Source organism: Corynebacterium tuberculostearicum (genome assembly GCF_022347235.1).
Classification (GTDB): Bacteria; Actinomycetota; Actinomycetes; order Mycobacteriales; family Mycobacteriaceae; genus Corynebacterium; species Corynebacterium tuberculostearicum_F.
Map to the genome: position 1 here is coordinate 47,396 of NZ_JAKRDX010000003.1, position 13,961 is coordinate 61,356.

Annotated in this window: 15 protein-coding genes; 9 read left to right on the forward strand and 6 right to left on the reverse strand. The window is 62.5% G+C overall.

Features of this window, described 5'->3' with window-relative positions; all coding sequences use genetic code 11:
* Positions 1-70 precede the first annotated feature (70 nt).
* The 4 genes from ilvA to MHK09_RS02365 are packed head-to-tail and all read left to right on the forward strand — an operon-like array spanning position 71 to position 2,609.
* Positions 71-1,339, forward strand: coding sequence for a threonine ammonia-lyase IlvA (gene ilvA / locus MHK09_RS02350; RefSeq protein WP_250412564.1), 1,269 nt, complete (start codon positions 71-73; stop codon positions 1,337-1,339).
* On the forward strand, positions 1,339-1,977 hold the full coding sequence (locus tag MHK09_RS02355; protein ID WP_250412565.1) for a YigZ family protein: 639 nt from the start codon (positions 1,339-1,341) through the stop codon (positions 1,975-1,977). Before ilvA ends, MHK09_RS02355 begins: the two co-directional genes overlap by 1 nt.
* Positions 1,978-1,979: 2 nt before the next feature.
* Positions 1,980-2,219 carry a hypothetical protein gene (locus tag MHK09_RS02360; protein ID WP_005324573.1) on the forward strand — a complete coding sequence of 80 codons (240 nt, stop codon included), beginning with the start codon at positions 1,980-1,982 and terminating at the stop codon, positions 2,217-2,219.
* Positions 2,220-2,609, forward strand: coding sequence for an RNA-binding S4 domain-containing protein (locus MHK09_RS02365; protein ID WP_005324575.1), 390 nt, complete (start codon positions 2,220-2,222; stop codon positions 2,607-2,609).
* 21 nt (positions 2,610-2,630) lie between these two features.
* On the opposite strand, the gene MHK09_RS02370 is transcribed toward MHK09_RS02365, so the two are convergent.
* The 5 genes from MHK09_RS02370 to MHK09_RS02390 form a co-directional block, all read right to left on the reverse strand.
* Positions 2,631-3,629 carry a GTP pyrophosphokinase gene (locus tag MHK09_RS02370; RefSeq protein ID WP_250412566.1) on the reverse strand — a complete coding sequence of 333 codons (999 nt, stop codon included), beginning with the start codon at positions 3,627-3,629 and terminating at the stop codon, positions 2,631-2,633.
* A gap of 10 nt (positions 3,630-3,639) precedes the next feature.
* Positions 3,640-4,257, reverse strand: coding sequence for a hypothetical protein (locus MHK09_RS02375; RefSeq protein ID WP_005328828.1), 618 nt, complete (start codon positions 4,255-4,257; stop codon positions 3,640-3,642).
* A gap of 80 nt (positions 4,258-4,337) precedes the next feature.
* Complete coding sequence (locus tag MHK09_RS02380) at positions 4,338-5,669, reverse strand: exonuclease domain-containing protein (RefSeq protein ID WP_250412567.1); 1,332 nt, start codon at positions 5,667-5,669, stop codon at positions 4,338-4,340.
* Positions 5,670-5,682: 13 nt separating this feature from the next.
* On the reverse strand, positions 5,683-7,881 hold the full coding sequence (glgX, locus tag MHK09_RS02385) for a glycogen debranching protein GlgX (protein WP_250412568.1): 2,199 nt from the start codon (positions 7,879-7,881) through the stop codon (positions 5,683-5,685).
* 21 nt (positions 7,882-7,902) lie between these two features.
* Positions 7,903-8,442 (reverse strand): TetR family transcriptional regulator, encoded by a 540-nt coding sequence (locus MHK09_RS02390; protein ID WP_250412569.1) that lies wholly within the window; start codon positions 8,440-8,442, stop codon positions 7,903-7,905.
* 162 nt (positions 8,443-8,604) lie between these two features.
* On the opposite strand from MHK09_RS02390, the gene MHK09_RS02395 reads away from it, so the two are divergent.
* Positions 8,605-9,399, forward strand: coding sequence for a hypothetical protein (locus MHK09_RS02395; protein WP_005328821.1), 795 nt, complete (start codon positions 8,605-8,607; stop codon positions 9,397-9,399).
* Positions 9,400-9,481: 82 nt separating this feature from the next.
* Complete coding sequence (locus tag MHK09_RS02400; RefSeq protein ID WP_150850770.1) at positions 9,482-9,886, forward strand: hypothetical protein; 405 nt, start codon at positions 9,482-9,484, stop codon at positions 9,884-9,886.
* Positions 9,887-9,895: 9 nt separating this feature from the next.
* Here the strand turns inward: MHK09_RS02400 and MHK09_RS02405 are convergent, their stop codons facing one another.
* Positions 9,896-10,792, reverse strand: coding sequence for a YbjN domain-containing protein (locus tag MHK09_RS02405; protein ID WP_250412570.1), 897 nt, complete (start codon positions 10,790-10,792; stop codon positions 9,896-9,898).
* Between the two features lie 127 nt (positions 10,793-10,919).
* Between MHK09_RS02405 and hisD the strand changes: the two genes are divergently transcribed.
* Genes hisD through hisB form a run of 3 tightly spaced genes read left to right on the forward strand, consistent with a single transcriptional unit; the run spans position 10,920 to position 13,960 of the window.
* Positions 10,920-12,230 carry a histidinol dehydrogenase gene (hisD, locus tag MHK09_RS02410; RefSeq protein WP_250412571.1) on the forward strand — a complete coding sequence of 437 codons (1,311 nt, stop codon included), beginning with the start codon at positions 10,920-10,922 and terminating at the stop codon, positions 12,228-12,230.
* Positions 12,231-13,361 (forward strand): histidinol-phosphate transaminase, encoded by a 1,131-nt coding sequence (locus tag MHK09_RS02415; RefSeq protein WP_250412572.1) that lies wholly within the window; start codon positions 12,231-12,233, stop codon positions 13,359-13,361.
* Entirely contained in the window at positions 13,358-13,960 is a 603-nt protein-coding gene (gene hisB, locus MHK09_RS02420; protein ID WP_005324603.1) for an imidazoleglycerol-phosphate dehydratase HisB, read from the forward strand. Before MHK09_RS02415 ends, hisB begins: the two co-directional genes overlap by 4 nt.
* Position 13,961: the final 1 nt, after the last annotated feature.

The window sequence follows — 13,961 nt, forward strand, 5'->3', positions numbered from 1 at the left end:
TATTGCTGACCGAGGTAACGGTGCAACTAAAGGACAGTGAATTTCCAGTGAATGGGTAGACTGTCAAGACATGACTGATTCGACCATCCATGCATCCGATATCCAGCAGGCGCAGGCGCGGATTAGCTCGGAAATCGCCCCGACTCCGCTGCAATACTGCGCCCGACTGTCGGCCGAGACGGGCTGCGAGGTCTATCTCAAGCGCGAGGATCTGCAGGACGTGCGCTCCTATAAGATTCGCGGCGCGTTAAACGGTATGTCGAATGTTCCCCAGGAAGAGCGCGGCCGGGGAATCGTTACGGCCTCGGCCGGCAATCATGCGCAGGGCGTGGCCTATGCCTGCCGCACGATGGGCATTGCCGGCAAGATTTTCGTGCCGGAGCCCACGCCGATGCAAAAGCGCGACCGCATCCTGGTCCATGGCGGCGACCAGGTGGAATTGGTAGTGGTAGGCGCCAATTTCGACGAGGCAGCCGCGGCCGCGCATGCCGACGCCGCCGAGCGCGACGCCACCTTCATCGAGCCCTTCGACGCCCGCGATACAATCACCGGGCAAGGCACGGTCGCGGCGGAGGTTCTGGCGCAGCTTTCGGCCAAGGGCAAGTCGCTCGACACCATCGTCGTTCCGGTGGGAGGTGGCGGCCTGATTTCTGGCATCACCTCCTACGTGGCGGATATGGCGCCGCAGACTCGGGTGGTGGGTATGGAGCCGGAGGGGGCGGCGTCGCTAAGAGCGGCGTTTGATCACGGCGGCCCGGTCACGCTGGAAGAGGTAGACCCCTTCGTGGATGGCGCGGCCGTCAAGCGCCTAGGCGTGCTGCCCTATGAGATTTTGGCAGCCAATCGCGAGCGCCTGAGCTTCGACACCGTGTCCGAGGGCGCGGTGTGCACGGACCTGCTCAACCTGTATCAAAATGAGGGCATCATTGCGGAGCCGGCCGGTGCGCTGTCGGTGGCGGGCTTGCACCAATTGGACCTGGAGCCAGGCTCGACGGTGGTGTGCGTAATTTCCGGCGGCAATAACGATGTGCTGCGCTACGCCGAAATCATGGAGCGCTCCCTGGTCCACCGCGGCCTGAAGCATTATTTCCTGGTGAACTTCCCGCAGGAGCCGGGCCAGTTGCGCCACTTCTTGCACGAGATTTTGGGCCCGACCGATGACATCACGCTCTTTGAGTACCTCAAACGCAATAACCGCGAGACGGGCGCTGCGCTGGTGGGCCTGCAGCTTAGCCGTGCCGAGGATCTCCAGGGCCTGCTAGAGCGCATGGGAGAATCCAAGATTTCGGTGCAGTACCTCAAGCCCGACACCCCCGAGTACGAATTCCTCGTGGCCTAATGAAGGATTCTTATCGTCGCCCAGTGGGCCAGGTTGAACACGAAATTGAGATTAAGCGTTCTCGGTTCATTACTTTGATCGGCCGCGTCACCAACGAGGAAGAAGCACGTGCGTTTATCGACGCCGCCCGCAGCCGCTTTCCCGACGCCCGCCACCATTGCTCCGCCTACGTCTACCACGTCGACGGCGCAAACCCGGTGGAGCGATCCTCCGATGACGGCGAGCCCTCCGGTACGGCCGGAAAGCCGATGCTAGACGTGGTGAAGGGCTCCGGCATGCTCGATGTGTGCGCGGTGGTCGTGCGCTACTTCGGCGGCATCAAGTTGGGCGCTGGCGGGTTAGTGCACGCCTATGGCGGCGCGGTGAGCGAGGCCATGGAGAAGGTGCGCGCGGTAACCAGGGCGCGCCGGGAGCTTTATGCCGTGGAGTGCCCACATGCGACGGCCGGGCGAGTAGAGGCAGACCTGCGCGGGCGCGGCTATGAGATAACCGATACCTCCTATGCGGCCGCGGTGACCTTTACGCTGGCCGTGCGCCCAGGCGGACTGGACGAGCTGGAAGCTACGCTGGCAGCGATCTCGCAGGGACAGCTCGAAGCGGCAGAGGCCGGCAGCGCGTGGGTTGAGGTAGGATCCTGACCATGACTATGCAGCAACGACCGAATAACCCCATTGCGCAGCGCAAGCAGCAAGTGCGCAAGCACTCCCGCAACGCCGTCGTATGCGTGGCCGGCGGCATTGGTGTGGGCGTAGTGCTCGGCGTGCTTTCGGCTAACTTCTGGGCCTGGATGCTAATTGGTGCCATCGTTGCCGTCGCAGGTGGCGGCTATAACTGGCTGAAGATCCAGAAAATCGTCAACGAGAACCACAACCAGTACTAGATGCCAGCACCGCAACCTAGCGGCCGCCCCGTCAGGATCGATGCCTGGGTGTGGGCCGTTCGCATGTTTAAAACCCGGTCCGCGGCCGCGACGGCCGTGCGTGCCGGGCACGTGAAGATAAACGGCGAGGCCGTCAAGCCTTCCCAACAGGTGGTGCCTGGCGACCGCGTGCGCGTATGGCGCAACCACCATGAGCATGACCTCGAGGTTTTAGCGACCGTCGCCAAGCGCGTCGGCGCGCCCGTCGCGCGCACCTGCTACACGGACCATGCGCCACCGCCGCCGCCCAAGGAGTTTCTGCCGTCGGTTCCCGTGCGCCCGCGCGGTGCCGGCCGGCCGACGAAGAAGGAGCGCCGCGATATGGAGAAATTCCGCGGCGGTTTCCGGTAAGTCGCCGAAATTACCGCGCGGCTAGTGGGCGGCGCGCAGGGCTTTCAGGCGCGCAGTAAGCCGCCGCTTGCGGCCTGGGCGGTCGCCGGATTCGGCGGTGGCCTCGATGTGTTGCTTGCCAAACTTGTTGAGCAGCAGGTCGTCGATAAGCCGCACCTGGCCGGGGCGGAAACGGTAGCGCATGGCGTCGTGGACGTGGGCAATGGCGGTGTCATCCAGCAACTGCTCAAGCTGGCCTAGGTGGCGCACGCCGTTCTGTTCCAGGAGCTCCGCCAAGAAGCGGTAGTGCTCCGAGCGCGAGAGCGGGAAGCGGTTACCCAAAATGATGGCGAGCACGCCCGGCAGGGTCTCGGCGGTAAGCTCGACGTCCTTGTCGGTTTCTGTATCGGGGGCCTTGAGGGCGGCGATCTCATCGAATTGCTGGTCGGCGAGCTCGATAAGCCCCGCGGCCAAGGTAAAGAGGCGATCTACCTCCGGCGAGGGCGGGTTCGGTCCCTGCTTATAGCGGATATCGTGCTCAAATTCCGCCCATGCGTGCTGCAGGACGGTGCGTATCTGTACCTCGAAGGTCCAGCCCACGTAGCTTGCGAGTTCTTCCATCGCGGCGGCGCTATCCTCGGTCACGGTGAGCACCAAGTGGTGGGAGCCATAGCCGAATCCGCCAGAGATGCGAGTTTCGGCCGCCTTGTCTACGGAACGCTCCACGTGGAAAGACTCCCCAAAGACGTTGAGCGCTTGCGGGATGGCGGTGGAGTGATACAGCGTCACGCGCACGCCCATCACATCGTGGATCTCCTGCCAAGGCTGGGGATAGACAAAATCGCCGTTCTCGCGGCGCTTTTTGGCCTTCGCCTTCAGCGAGGGCCAGGTCTTTACGCGGGTAGACACGCGGTCAAAGATGATGCCGGCGTCATTGAGGAGGTCCTCGATGGCGGTGCGGAAGTCCCCCGCGGCGGTGGGGTGGCTGCGCGCCCAGTCGTGGTACTGGTTGCTTAGCCGCGACATCCTACTTTCCGGCATGGTGCTCCTTTCATAACTCCCGCGGGAATCCGTTAGACCATACTAGCGGGCGTGGGTGGAGCACGGTGCGATGGCGGGGCACGCGCGCGACGGCATCGGCGGCCAGCTGGCGGGCATAGGTGTCCGGCAGGTGGGCAAAGGCAAAGAGCGTGGCGGAGTCCGGCACGAGGTATGTCAGGGAGTGCGATCGCAGGAGGCGGCGCATGTGCTTGTCCAGCACGGTAAAGGTTTCTGGGTGGGCAATCCAGGAGGAAATCGGTGCGCCGTGGGAGCGGACTTGCAAGCCACCGAAACGGGCGGCGGAAGGAAGTTCGCAGGCGGCAGGGCGGGTCCAAAAACGCAGCCCCTGCGAATCGAGTGCGGCGCGCTGCAGGTTATGGGAGGCGTGGTTCCATGCGCGGCGCGCGGAGATATCCATGTCCGCGAGGCCGCGGTGGCTGAGCCGGCGAAAGGTCTGCTTGCCGGGAAAGACTAGCGCCATGGACAGGCTCGGGGAGAGCTGGATGGTGGCGAGGGAGTCGCAAAAGCCGTCGTCGGAAAGCCGCTGTTCTTTCAGCCAGGAACGAGCAAAGAGCGCAGGCAGCAGGTTTGCGGTGGTGGGACGAGGCGGGCGCAGGGCGACGGTCACGGCGGGTTCTCCAGTGTGGCGGTAGGGTGCGGTCGCCTTTATTGGACTGGAGAAACCGCCGTTTGGTTCCCCGGGTGGGCCTAGAAGGGTGGCTCGGCGTCGAGCTGCAGCTCAGCAAAGAGCTTATCGGCCGGCCAAATGTCGATCTCTTGGCCCTTGGCCTGCAGCTCCTCCGCGCGCTTTTCCTTGGAGGTTTTCTTGGCCCATTCGCCCACGATAAGCAGGGTGGACTTTTTGGTGACGTTCTTGGCCACTTGGCCGCCGCGCTCGGCGATACCCTGCCATAGCACGCCCTTGTCATAAGGCTCGAAATCGCCGGTGAGGGTGACGTGCTGTCCGTAGAGTGCGCCCTCCGGGTCGGCGTCGGGGTTGGGCTCCGGGATTGTGTCCGGGGTGGCGACGGACTGCCACGGGGCGGGCCCGTTGGATTTTTTCTTGGTGGAGCCGGCCGCACGGGTCTGGTCGCGGAAGTCGGTGCCAGCGCCGAGGTCCGCGCCGGAGGTGGGGGCGGTGTGAGCACGCAGGACGGGCAGGATGGCCTCGGGGTCGAGGCGACCCAAGGTGAATTCGCGGGCGGTGAATAGGTCGCGGATGCTGCCGGTGTGTCCGAAGCGCTCGGCTAGACGGGCGATGATTTCGCCGGCCGCACGGGCGTCCTCGGTGGCGTCGTGGTGGCTGAAGTCCGGCGCAGACAGGTGGGCGGCGACGGTAGGCAGCTTGTGGTTGCGCACCGAAATAACCTTGGCCTTGGAAGCATCGCGGGACAGTGCTAGGGAGCAGGCCAGCGGCACGGTGGGCACCTCGGCACCGGCAGTAAGCAGGCCGGAGCGCAGCGCGGTGGAATCGAACTGGGCGTTGTGCGCGACGAGGACGTCGCCGCCGAGAAAATCGAAGAGCTCCTTGGCGACGTCGGCAAATGCCGGCGCTCCCTCCACATCGTCCGCGGTAATGCCGTGGATGGAGACGTTGATATCGGCAAAGTGCTCTAGGCCTGGTGGAGGGGTGCACAGCCAGGACCGGGAGGCGGTCTCCTGGCCGTCGCGGAAGCGCACCGCGCCAATTTGGCAGATCGAGCCCCAGTTGTCATTGGCCGTTTCCACGTCCACGGCGGTGAAATCGAGGCCGGGGATGGTGGCGGCGGAGGAGGGGGCCTCGCCGCTCTGTGCGGCGGAAATGGCGCGGGCGACTGCCTGCGGGTCTTGGTGTGGGGCGAAGGCGATAGTGCCGGCGGCGCCCAACTCGAGGGCGCCGAAGCCGGTGGCGGTCGGTTCACTCACGCGCACGGTGTCGATGGACTCAAGCGGGATATCCTGCGTGGCGGGGGCGCCGAGGCTGGTAGCCAGCAGGGTGCGGTGGAGCACGAGTTTATCCGCTGTGACATCGATGAGTACGCCGTGCGCGGGAAATGACACGAGGGGCCTTTCTCTAGGAATCGAAGATGGGCGGTTCAATCTGACGCAGAATCAGCGTTGAACGCGGCTGCACCGTGATCGTACCCTCTGCCTCAATGAGGGTTTCCTCCGCGGGGTAGCCGCCGGAATCGGCGGTATCGACCATCAGCCGCCACGTAGCGCCGAGATCCTTGGTGGGCAGGGTGAACTCGATTTCGCCGTCGTGGGAGTTGAAAATCATGATGAAGGAATCATCGGTGATGCGCTCGCCGCGGGCGGTGGTTTCCGTAATCGCATTGCCATTGAGGTAGACCATGAGGGCGCGGCCGAAGTCGTGGTCCCAGTCGTCCTGGGTCATCAGGCGGCCCGAAGGAACCAGCCAGGCGATATCGCGTTCCTTAACATCCGCGCCGAGCGGGCCGCCGGCCAAGAAGCGCTTGCGGCGGAAGACGGGGTGGTGGTTGCGAATGGACAGCACGCGCTTGGTAAAGCCCAGCATCGCGGCGGATTTTTCTTCCTCCAGCATGGACCAGTCCATCCATGACAGCTCGTTGTCCTGGCAGTAGACGTTATTATTTCCGTCCTGCGTGCGGCCGAATTCATCGCCATGCGAGAGCATGGGAGTGCCCTGGGAGAGCAGGAGAGTGGTTAGGAAGTTGCGGGCCTGGCGGCGGCGCAGCTTGCGGATTTCATCATTATCGGTGGGGCCTTCCTCGCCACAGTTCCAGGAGCGGTTGAAAGATTCGCCGTCGCGGTTGTCCTCGCCATTGGCCTCGTTGTGTTTGTCGTTATAGGACACAAGATCGCGCAAGGTAAAGCCATCGTGGGCGGTGATGAAGTTGATGGAGGCGGTAGGGCGGCGGTCATTATCGGCATAGAGGTCCGAAGAGCCGGTCAGGCGGGAGGCGAATTCACCTAGGGTAGCGGGCTCGCCGCGCCAGAAATCGCGCACGGTATCGCGGTACTTTCCGTTCCATTCGCTCCAAATCGGCGGGAAGTTGCCCACCTGGTAGCCATCGTGGCCGATGTCCCAGGGCTCGGCGATGAGCTTAACCTGGCTGACAATGGGGTCTTGCTGGACTAGGTCGAAGAAGGTAGCGAGCTTGTCGACGTCGTCAAGCTCCCGCGCCAAGGTCGCCGCCAAGTCGAAGCGGAAACCATCGACGCGCATCTCCGTAACCCAGTAGCGCAGCGAATCCATAATCAGCTGCAGCGAGTGCGGGTGGCGGACATTGAGGGAATTGCCGGTGCCGGTGTAATCCATGTAATGAGCCTCATCGCCCTCGACGAGGCGATAGTAGGCGCCATTGTCGATGCCGCGGAAGGCAATGGTGGGGCCCATGTGGTTGCCCTCGGCGGTGTGGTTATAAACCACGTCGAGGATGACCTCGATGCCGGCCTCGTGGAAGGCGCGAACCATGGTCTTGAATTCGGACACCACCTCGCCCGGCTTCTTGGCAAAGGCATAGTCATGGTGCGGGGCGAAAAAGCCGAAGGTGTTATAGCCCCAGTAGTTGCGCAGGCCCAGGTTGCGCAGGCGATCGTCCTGCAGGAATTGGTGGACGGGCATGAGCTCGACGGTGGTAACGCCAAGCTCTTTGAAGTAGTCAATGACGGCAGGGTGGGCCATGCCGGCATACGTGCCGCGGAGCTCTTCCGGCACGTCCGGATGAGTCATGGTCATGCCCTTGACGTGGGTTTCGTAGATGACCTTTTCGTTATCCGGAATATGCGGGCGGTGGTCGCTGCGCCAGTCAAAGAAGGGGTTAATCACCACCGACAACATGGTGTGGCCCAGCGAGTCTTCCTCGTTGCGGCCGGTGCCAGGTTCCTCGGCGTGGATGTCATAGGAGTAGAGGGAGGCATCGCCGTCGAATTCGCCGTCGAAGGCCCTAGCATAAGGGTCCACTAGGAGCTTGGAAGGATCGCAGCGCAGGCCGTTTTCTGGTTCATAGGGGCCATAGACGCGGTAGCCGTAGCGCTGGCCAGGGGTGACATTGGGGAGGTAGATATGCCACACATGGGCGGTGACCTCCGACATTTCGATGCGTTCCTCGTTGCCTTCCTTGTCGATGAGGCAGAGCTCGACTTTGTCTGCTACCTCGGAAAACAGGGCAAAGTTGGTGCCGGATCCATCGAAGGTGGATCCCAGTGGGGTGGGTTTGCCGGGCCAGATTTGGCGGCCGTAGCTCTCGGTGGGCGTGGGGACTGCGTCCATGGCGGGAGTGTTCATGCCCACGAGCATAACCACTTTTTAGTCGCCGGCGCCGTGCGTAAGTCCAGCGTTAATAATGCGTACGCCGCGAATGAGGTCTGCGCGATAATCTGTGGCCGGCGACTCGCCGGTGGTTTCTGCAAGCTGGCGTTGGGACTGTTCCATCAAGGTGGCACCCAGCACGAGGTGAATGGCGGAGAGCGCGGCGGCGCGGTGGGCGCTGTCGGCGGCGGGCGTGCTGTGAGCGGTTGCAGCGGTGAAGGCCGCCAAGAGGCGGTCCCAGGCCGGGGCCTGCGGGAGGGAGAGGCCGGCAATGACTACCTCGGCGCCGTCGCGGCGGGCGAGCAGCAAATCACGAAGATTGAGGCTGATAGCCTCGAGCGACTCCCCAGAAACGGGGGAGATAATGTCCTCCGCTAGGGCTGCAATGAGCGCCTGTTTATTGGCAATATGCCAGTAGAGCGCGCCGGGGGCGACGCCGAGGGAGGAAGCAACGCGACGCATGGTGACGTCGCCAAGCCCGTAGGCATCAAGCAGGGAAAGAGCGGCGTCGATAATACTCTCGCGGTTTATGTGCACCTTGGCAATTGTACGGACTTGGCCGGGGGACGGTAGTTCACAGGTTCTTTTAACGGAGTCTCAATGTCATTTCCATCGTCGGGTTGTTAGTATTGCGAAGACAAATAAGAGGCCGCCCTTGGGGCGGCTTCACACTCGCAAGATTGATTCAGGAGCTTTCCCTTGTCCTTTTTGACCCCTGCAAAGAAGTCCCTCATCGCAGTTGCGCTGGTCACCCCGCTGGCGTTGGCTGCGTGTGGTTCGGATGACAATGACGACTCCAAGAAGGCTGCCGCCACCACGGCGTCCAAGTCTTCTGAGGATAAGTCTGCAGATAAGTCCGAGGGCAAAGATGCCGATAAGTCCGAGGACAAGGACAAGGACAAGGACAAAGAAAAGGATCAGAATAAGGACGGCGAAAAGAAGGACGCCGCTGCGGGTGCAGAAGGCCAAGAAGGCGAGGACGGCGCTGCCGAGGGGCCCGATCAGCTGGCTAACCCGCTGAACAATGGGGAGGATCCTTTCGCTGGCGCGAAGGATATCAAGCCGATCGAAGGCGGCCAGGCCGCTAATGATGGCGATAAGCAGGCCATCGAGCAGCTGGTTCGCGGCCAGCACGAGATCGATAATGTGAAGGAATACTTCAACTACATGCCGCAGCACGCCTGCCAGGCAGTCCGCGATGAACAGTCCCAGGAGTTCGGCCAGTACCAGCAGTACGTCGATAGCCTGCCGAACCAGTCCTTTGCTGAGTACGCCAACACCATGCGCCAGCAGGGCGGTGGCAACCCCGAGGTAGAGAAGTTCGCTGGCCAGCTGGAGTCCATCCCGCAGTCGACCAAGCTGCAGTCCGTCAACGACGTTGTGGTCAATGGCGACGATGCTTCTGCAACCGTGAGCGTATCCAACTCTGAGGGCACCGAGACCTCCACGGTCCGCTTCCGCCGCGAAAACGGCAACTGGACCTTCTGTAACTAAGTTGTCTTTGTTAAAACTCCGGTTACCCCGCACCCTAGGTTTTGGTGCGGGGTTACTCGCGTGTGCGCTCCTGGTGTATGGCGTGGCCGGTGCGCTGTGGGGGCTTTTCCGGCCGACACTTACCGGCCATGAGGTGGATGACGGCGGCTATGCCATCGATGCGATGGGAAACGCCCAGTTCATCGCCTTTATCACCTTTGCCCTCATTACCGGCCTGCTTGGTTTGTTCTTGGGGTTGGGCGCGTATCTGCGCCGGCAGGGGCGGGGCTTGTCGATGCTCCTGTGGGTCGGCGTATGTGCCCTGGCCGGGGCGGCGTCGTTTTATGTCTTTGGCGGGGTCACTGCCACGCATCCGCCAGAAAACCCAGGGGAAGTCGTTGAGTTCGCGCCAAATTTCTCCCCGGCCATCTCGTGGGCGGTCGCGCCCTTTATGGCGATGTTTGCCTATTGGTCCACGGCCTTTGTGAGTGCCGATGAAGATTGGTAATCCGCGCGTCTAGGGCCATTCGACGGGGGAGGCGCCGGTTACTTCGTGCGCAATGTCATCGATGCCGTGCAGAATGTGCTTGAGCCCGCGGCCGATGGCGCTAAATAGTTGCGGCCGGGTAAGTCCCGCGGCGGTAATGGTGGCGGCATCCATCCGCACCTGCAGGCCCTCGGAGGTGTGGTGGCAAAATGCCACGGCGCCGTGGTGGGCGCGATTCCAGTCATTGCAAATGAGGAATAGCCGGGTAAATTCCGCCTCGTCCAGGCTGGGGTCCCAATGCCCTTTGAGAATGAGGCTGGGCCCGTTGTCCAGTGCGAAGGCGAAAAGGACGTCATTGACCCAGGCGTAGATGGCGGTGGCGCCGTCGCTTTGGAAGCGTTGGATGCCGATAAGCGGCAGGATCTCGGCCACGCTATCGAGGGTGAAGGGTTCTAAGGGGGCGTCGGCAAGCGGGGCAAGCTCCGGTGAGGCTTCGCGCACGAGGCCGGGGTGCGACTGAGCGAGCAGATCCATGAGGACCTCCGCGTTGCGCAGCGCCGGTAGGAGGAATGCCGCGAGCTGTTCGCGGCTGGGGGAGGTGTCGGCCGGCAGATAACTATGGCCAGACACGCTCACGCAGTCGGGCTGGTCATAATCAACCACGACGGCCGGGGAGAGGCAATCGTGATTCCACTCGTCGGCCAAGTGCGCGAGCTCAGAGATCTCGCTGAGATCGACGCCGCCGCGGGGGCTGGTGTGCAGGTGGAGCACCGGTTCTTCCAGCTGGTCTACAAAAATGAAAGTGGAGCCACCGGCCGCATGCGGCACGAGTAGCTCGCCAGTGGGCAGGGTCCAGCAGGAAACATCATTATCGCGGGCGATGGTGCAGGCATGCGCGAGCAGAAGAGAGGGTTCAATCTCGCTCATCGCTGCCACCACCTTAAAGCTGTGTTGACATCGAGTCTATAGCCCAAACCGGCCCCCTCGCTGGCGTTTGGCCATTAGGATATTGGTTTAATAACAGAAATCCGATTGGCAAAAAGGGGATCCGGGAATGCTCCGCACCATCGATTTGCGTGGCCAAGAGCTGCGCCCCGCCCAGCTGCGGCGAGTTTTGCCGCGCGGTGGCACCGACGTCGCCGCCGTGGTGGACAAGGTGGCGCCGCTGGTTCATCGAGTACGTCACGAAGGCGCGGCGGCGGCCTTGGACTATGGCGAGCAATTCGATGGCGTGCGCCCAACCCACCTGCGGGTGCCCCAAGCGGAGTTGGAGAAGGCCGCCTCCGGCCTAGACCCGCAGGTGCGCCAAGCGATTGAGGCCTCCATTGAGCGGGTCCGCAAGGTTCACGCCGAGCAAAAACCGGCCGCGCACACCACCGATCTGGCACCAGGTGCCACGGTGACCGAGGTCTTTCGCCCCATCGAGCGCGTTGGGCTATACGTGCCGGGAGGCAAGGCGGTCTATCCGTCCTCGGTGATTATGAACGCCGTGCCAGCGCAGGCGGCCGGCGCGGAAAGCTTAGTGGTCGCCTCGCCACCGCAAAAAGAATTCGGCGGTCTGCCGCACCCCACGGTGCTGGCCGTGTGCCAGATGCTGGGCGTGGAGGAGGTCTGGGCGGTAGGAGGCGGCCAAGCCATCGCGTTGATGGCCTACGGTGATGATGACGCCGAACTAGCCCCAGTGGACATGATTACCGGCCCTGGAAATATCTTCGTCACCGCGGCCAAGCGGTTGGTGCGCGGCATGGTGGGCACCGATGCTGAGGCCGGGCCGACCGAAATCGCCATTATCGCTGATGACACAGCGAATCCGGTGTATGTGGCCTATGACCTCATCTCCCAGGCCGAGCATGATCCGATGGCCGCGAGTGTGCTTATTACGGCCTCGCCAAGCTTGGCTCAGCGCGTGAAAGCAGAGGTAGAGGCGCGTTACGGCGCCACCGCGAATGCGCAGCGGGCGGCCGAAGCTCTAGGCGGCGAGCAATCCGGAATTGTGCTGGTCGATTCCCTGGATGCAGCGGTGGCGGTAGCCAATGCCTATGCCGCTGAGCACCTGGAGATCCACACCGCAGAGCCCGGCGCGGTGGCCGAGCGGATTAAGCACGCCGGTGCCATCTTTGTAGGGGACTTTGCTCCGGTGCCGCTCGGAGATTACGCGGCCGGCTCCAATCACGTATTGCCCACCTCCGGTACGGCGCGCTTTTCTGCCGGCCTGTCTACTCATACCTTTATGCGGCCGGTCAACCTTATTGAGTATGACCGAGCTGCGTTGGAAGAGATTGCCCCGCACGTCATCGCTTTTGCGGAGGCCGAGGGGCTGCCCGCCCACGGCGAGGCTATCCGCGCCCGATTCGAGGAGAATTAAATGACGCACTTGAATGATCTTCCCCTGCGCGAGGAGCTGCGCGGTAAGTCCGCCTACGGGGCGCCGCAGCTCCACGTGGCCTACCAGCTCAATACCAACGAAAATCCTTATCCTCCCTCGCAGGCACTAGTGGATGACCTGGTGGCGGAGACCCGGCGCCTTGCCGCCACGCTCAATCGCTATCCGGAGCGCGATGCGGTGGAGCTGCGCCAGGCCCTGGCGGACTACGTTTCTGCACAGACCGGCGTACGTGTGAGCTATACGCAGGTATGGGCGGCCAATGGCTCGAATGAGATTCTGCAGCAGCTGCTGCAGGCATTCGGCGGTCCGGGCCGCAGCGTCCTCGGTTTCACCCCGTCTTATTCCATGCACCCTATCCTCGCGGACGGCACCCATACGCAGTTTGTGGAGTGCCCGCGCGATGAGAATTTTCGCATTGATATGGACCGGGCGCTCGCAGCCGTGGCGCAGCACCAGCCGGATATTATCTTTGTGACTACGCCGAATAACCCCACCGGCGGAGTGACTAGCGTGGACGATATTGCCGCGCTTGCCGACGCCGCCCCGGGCATCCTTATCGTCGATGAAGCTTATGGCGAATTTTCTTCCTCACCTTCTGCGGTGACGCTGCTGGATAAATACCCTACGAAGCTGGTGATCTCGCGCACCATGTCTAAGGCCTTCGATTTTGCCGGAGGCCGCCTCGGTTATTTCGTGGCGGACCCGGCCTTTGTGGATGCCGTAATGCTGGTGCGCTTGCCGTATCACCTGTCCGTGCTTTCCCAAGCGGCGGCGACGGTGGCGCTGCGCCATAGCGCGGATACGCTCGCCACCGTGGAAAAGATCGCCGCCGAGCGCGAGCGGGTGGCCGCTCGCTTGCGCGAATTGGGCTATACCGTCCTGCCGAGCGAATCCAACTTCCTCTTCTTCGGCCGCTTTGCTGACCAACACCGCGTGTGGCAACAGTTCTTGGATAAGGAAGTGCTCATCCGCGATGTTGGCATCGCAGGCCACCTGCGCATGACGGTGGGGCTGCCGGAAGAAAATTCGGCCTTTTTAGCCGTAGCCGAGGACCTTGCAGATACAGTAGTGGGTGATTCCCCGGCCGCAGGTAAAAGGAGCGAAGCATGAGCAACCGCGTAGGGCGCGCCCAGCGGGCGACGTCGGAATCGCAGATTTCTGTGGTCATCGACCTCGATGGCACTGGGCGTAGCGATATTGCTACTGGCCTGCCTTTCTTTGACCACATGCTCACGGCCTTTGCCACTCATGGCAGCTTCGATCTCACCGTGCAGGCGGAGGGCGACGTGGAGGTAGACGCCCACCACACTGTGGAAGATACCGCCATCGTGCTCGGCACCGCGCTGCGTAAGGCGGTGGGGGATAAGGCCGGCATCCGCCGTTTTGGCTCCCAGCTTTTGCCCATGGATGAGGCCTTGGTAGAAGCGGTTGCGGATTTTTCTGGTCGCGCCTATTTCGTCATGAACGGCGAACCAGAGCACCTGCAGTGGCAGACCATCGGTGGGCATTACGCCACCGTGATAAACCGCCACTTCTTTGAAACGCTCGCCACCCACGCTGGGGTTACGCTCCACCTCAACGTGCGCTATGGGCGCGATCCGCACCACATTACTGAGGCGGAGTTTAAGGCCGTCGCGCGTGCGCTGCGCGGTGCGGTGGAATTCGACCCCCGCCAGACTGGAATTCCATCGACGAAGGGAGCACTCTAGA

What these genes read in the sequence shown, in the direction of transcription:
- glgX (WP_250412568.1), bottom strand. Translation starts at nt 7,881, where the DNA reads ATGAACACTCCCGCCATGGACGCAGTCCCCACGCCCACCGAGAGCTAC.
- MHK09_RS02405 (WP_250412570.1), bottom strand. Translation starts at nt 10,792, where the DNA reads ATGAGCGAGATTGAACCCTCTCTTCTGCTCGCGCATGCCTGCACCATC.
- MHK09_RS02360 (WP_005324573.1), top strand. Translation starts at nt 1,980, where the DNA reads ATGACTATGCAGCAACGACCGAATAACCCCATTGCGCAGCGCAAGCAG.
- ilvA (WP_250412564.1), top strand. Translation starts at nt 71, where the DNA reads ATGACTGATTCGACCATCCATGCATCCGATATCCAGCAGGCGCAGGCG.
- MHK09_RS02355 (WP_250412565.1), top strand. Translation starts at nt 1,339, where the DNA reads ATGAAGGATTCTTATCGTCGCCCAGTGGGCCAGGTTGAACACGAAATT.
- hisB (WP_005324603.1), top strand. Translation starts at nt 13,358, where the DNA reads ATGAGCAACCGCGTAGGGCGCGCCCAGCGGGCGACGTCGGAATCGCAG.
- MHK09_RS02370 (WP_250412566.1), bottom strand. Translation starts at nt 3,629, where the DNA reads ATGCCGGAAAGTAGGATGTCGCGGCTAAGCAACCAGTACCACGACTGG.
- MHK09_RS02415 (WP_250412572.1), top strand. Translation starts at nt 12,231, where the DNA reads ATGACGCACTTGAATGATCTTCCCCTGCGCGAGGAGCTGCGCGGTAAG.
- hisD (WP_250412571.1), top strand. Translation starts at nt 10,920, where the DNA reads ATGCTCCGCACCATCGATTTGCGTGGCCAAGAGCTGCGCCCCGCCCAG.
- MHK09_RS02365 (WP_005324575.1), top strand. Translation starts at nt 2,220, where the DNA reads ATGCCAGCACCGCAACCTAGCGGCCGCCCCGTCAGGATCGATGCCTGG.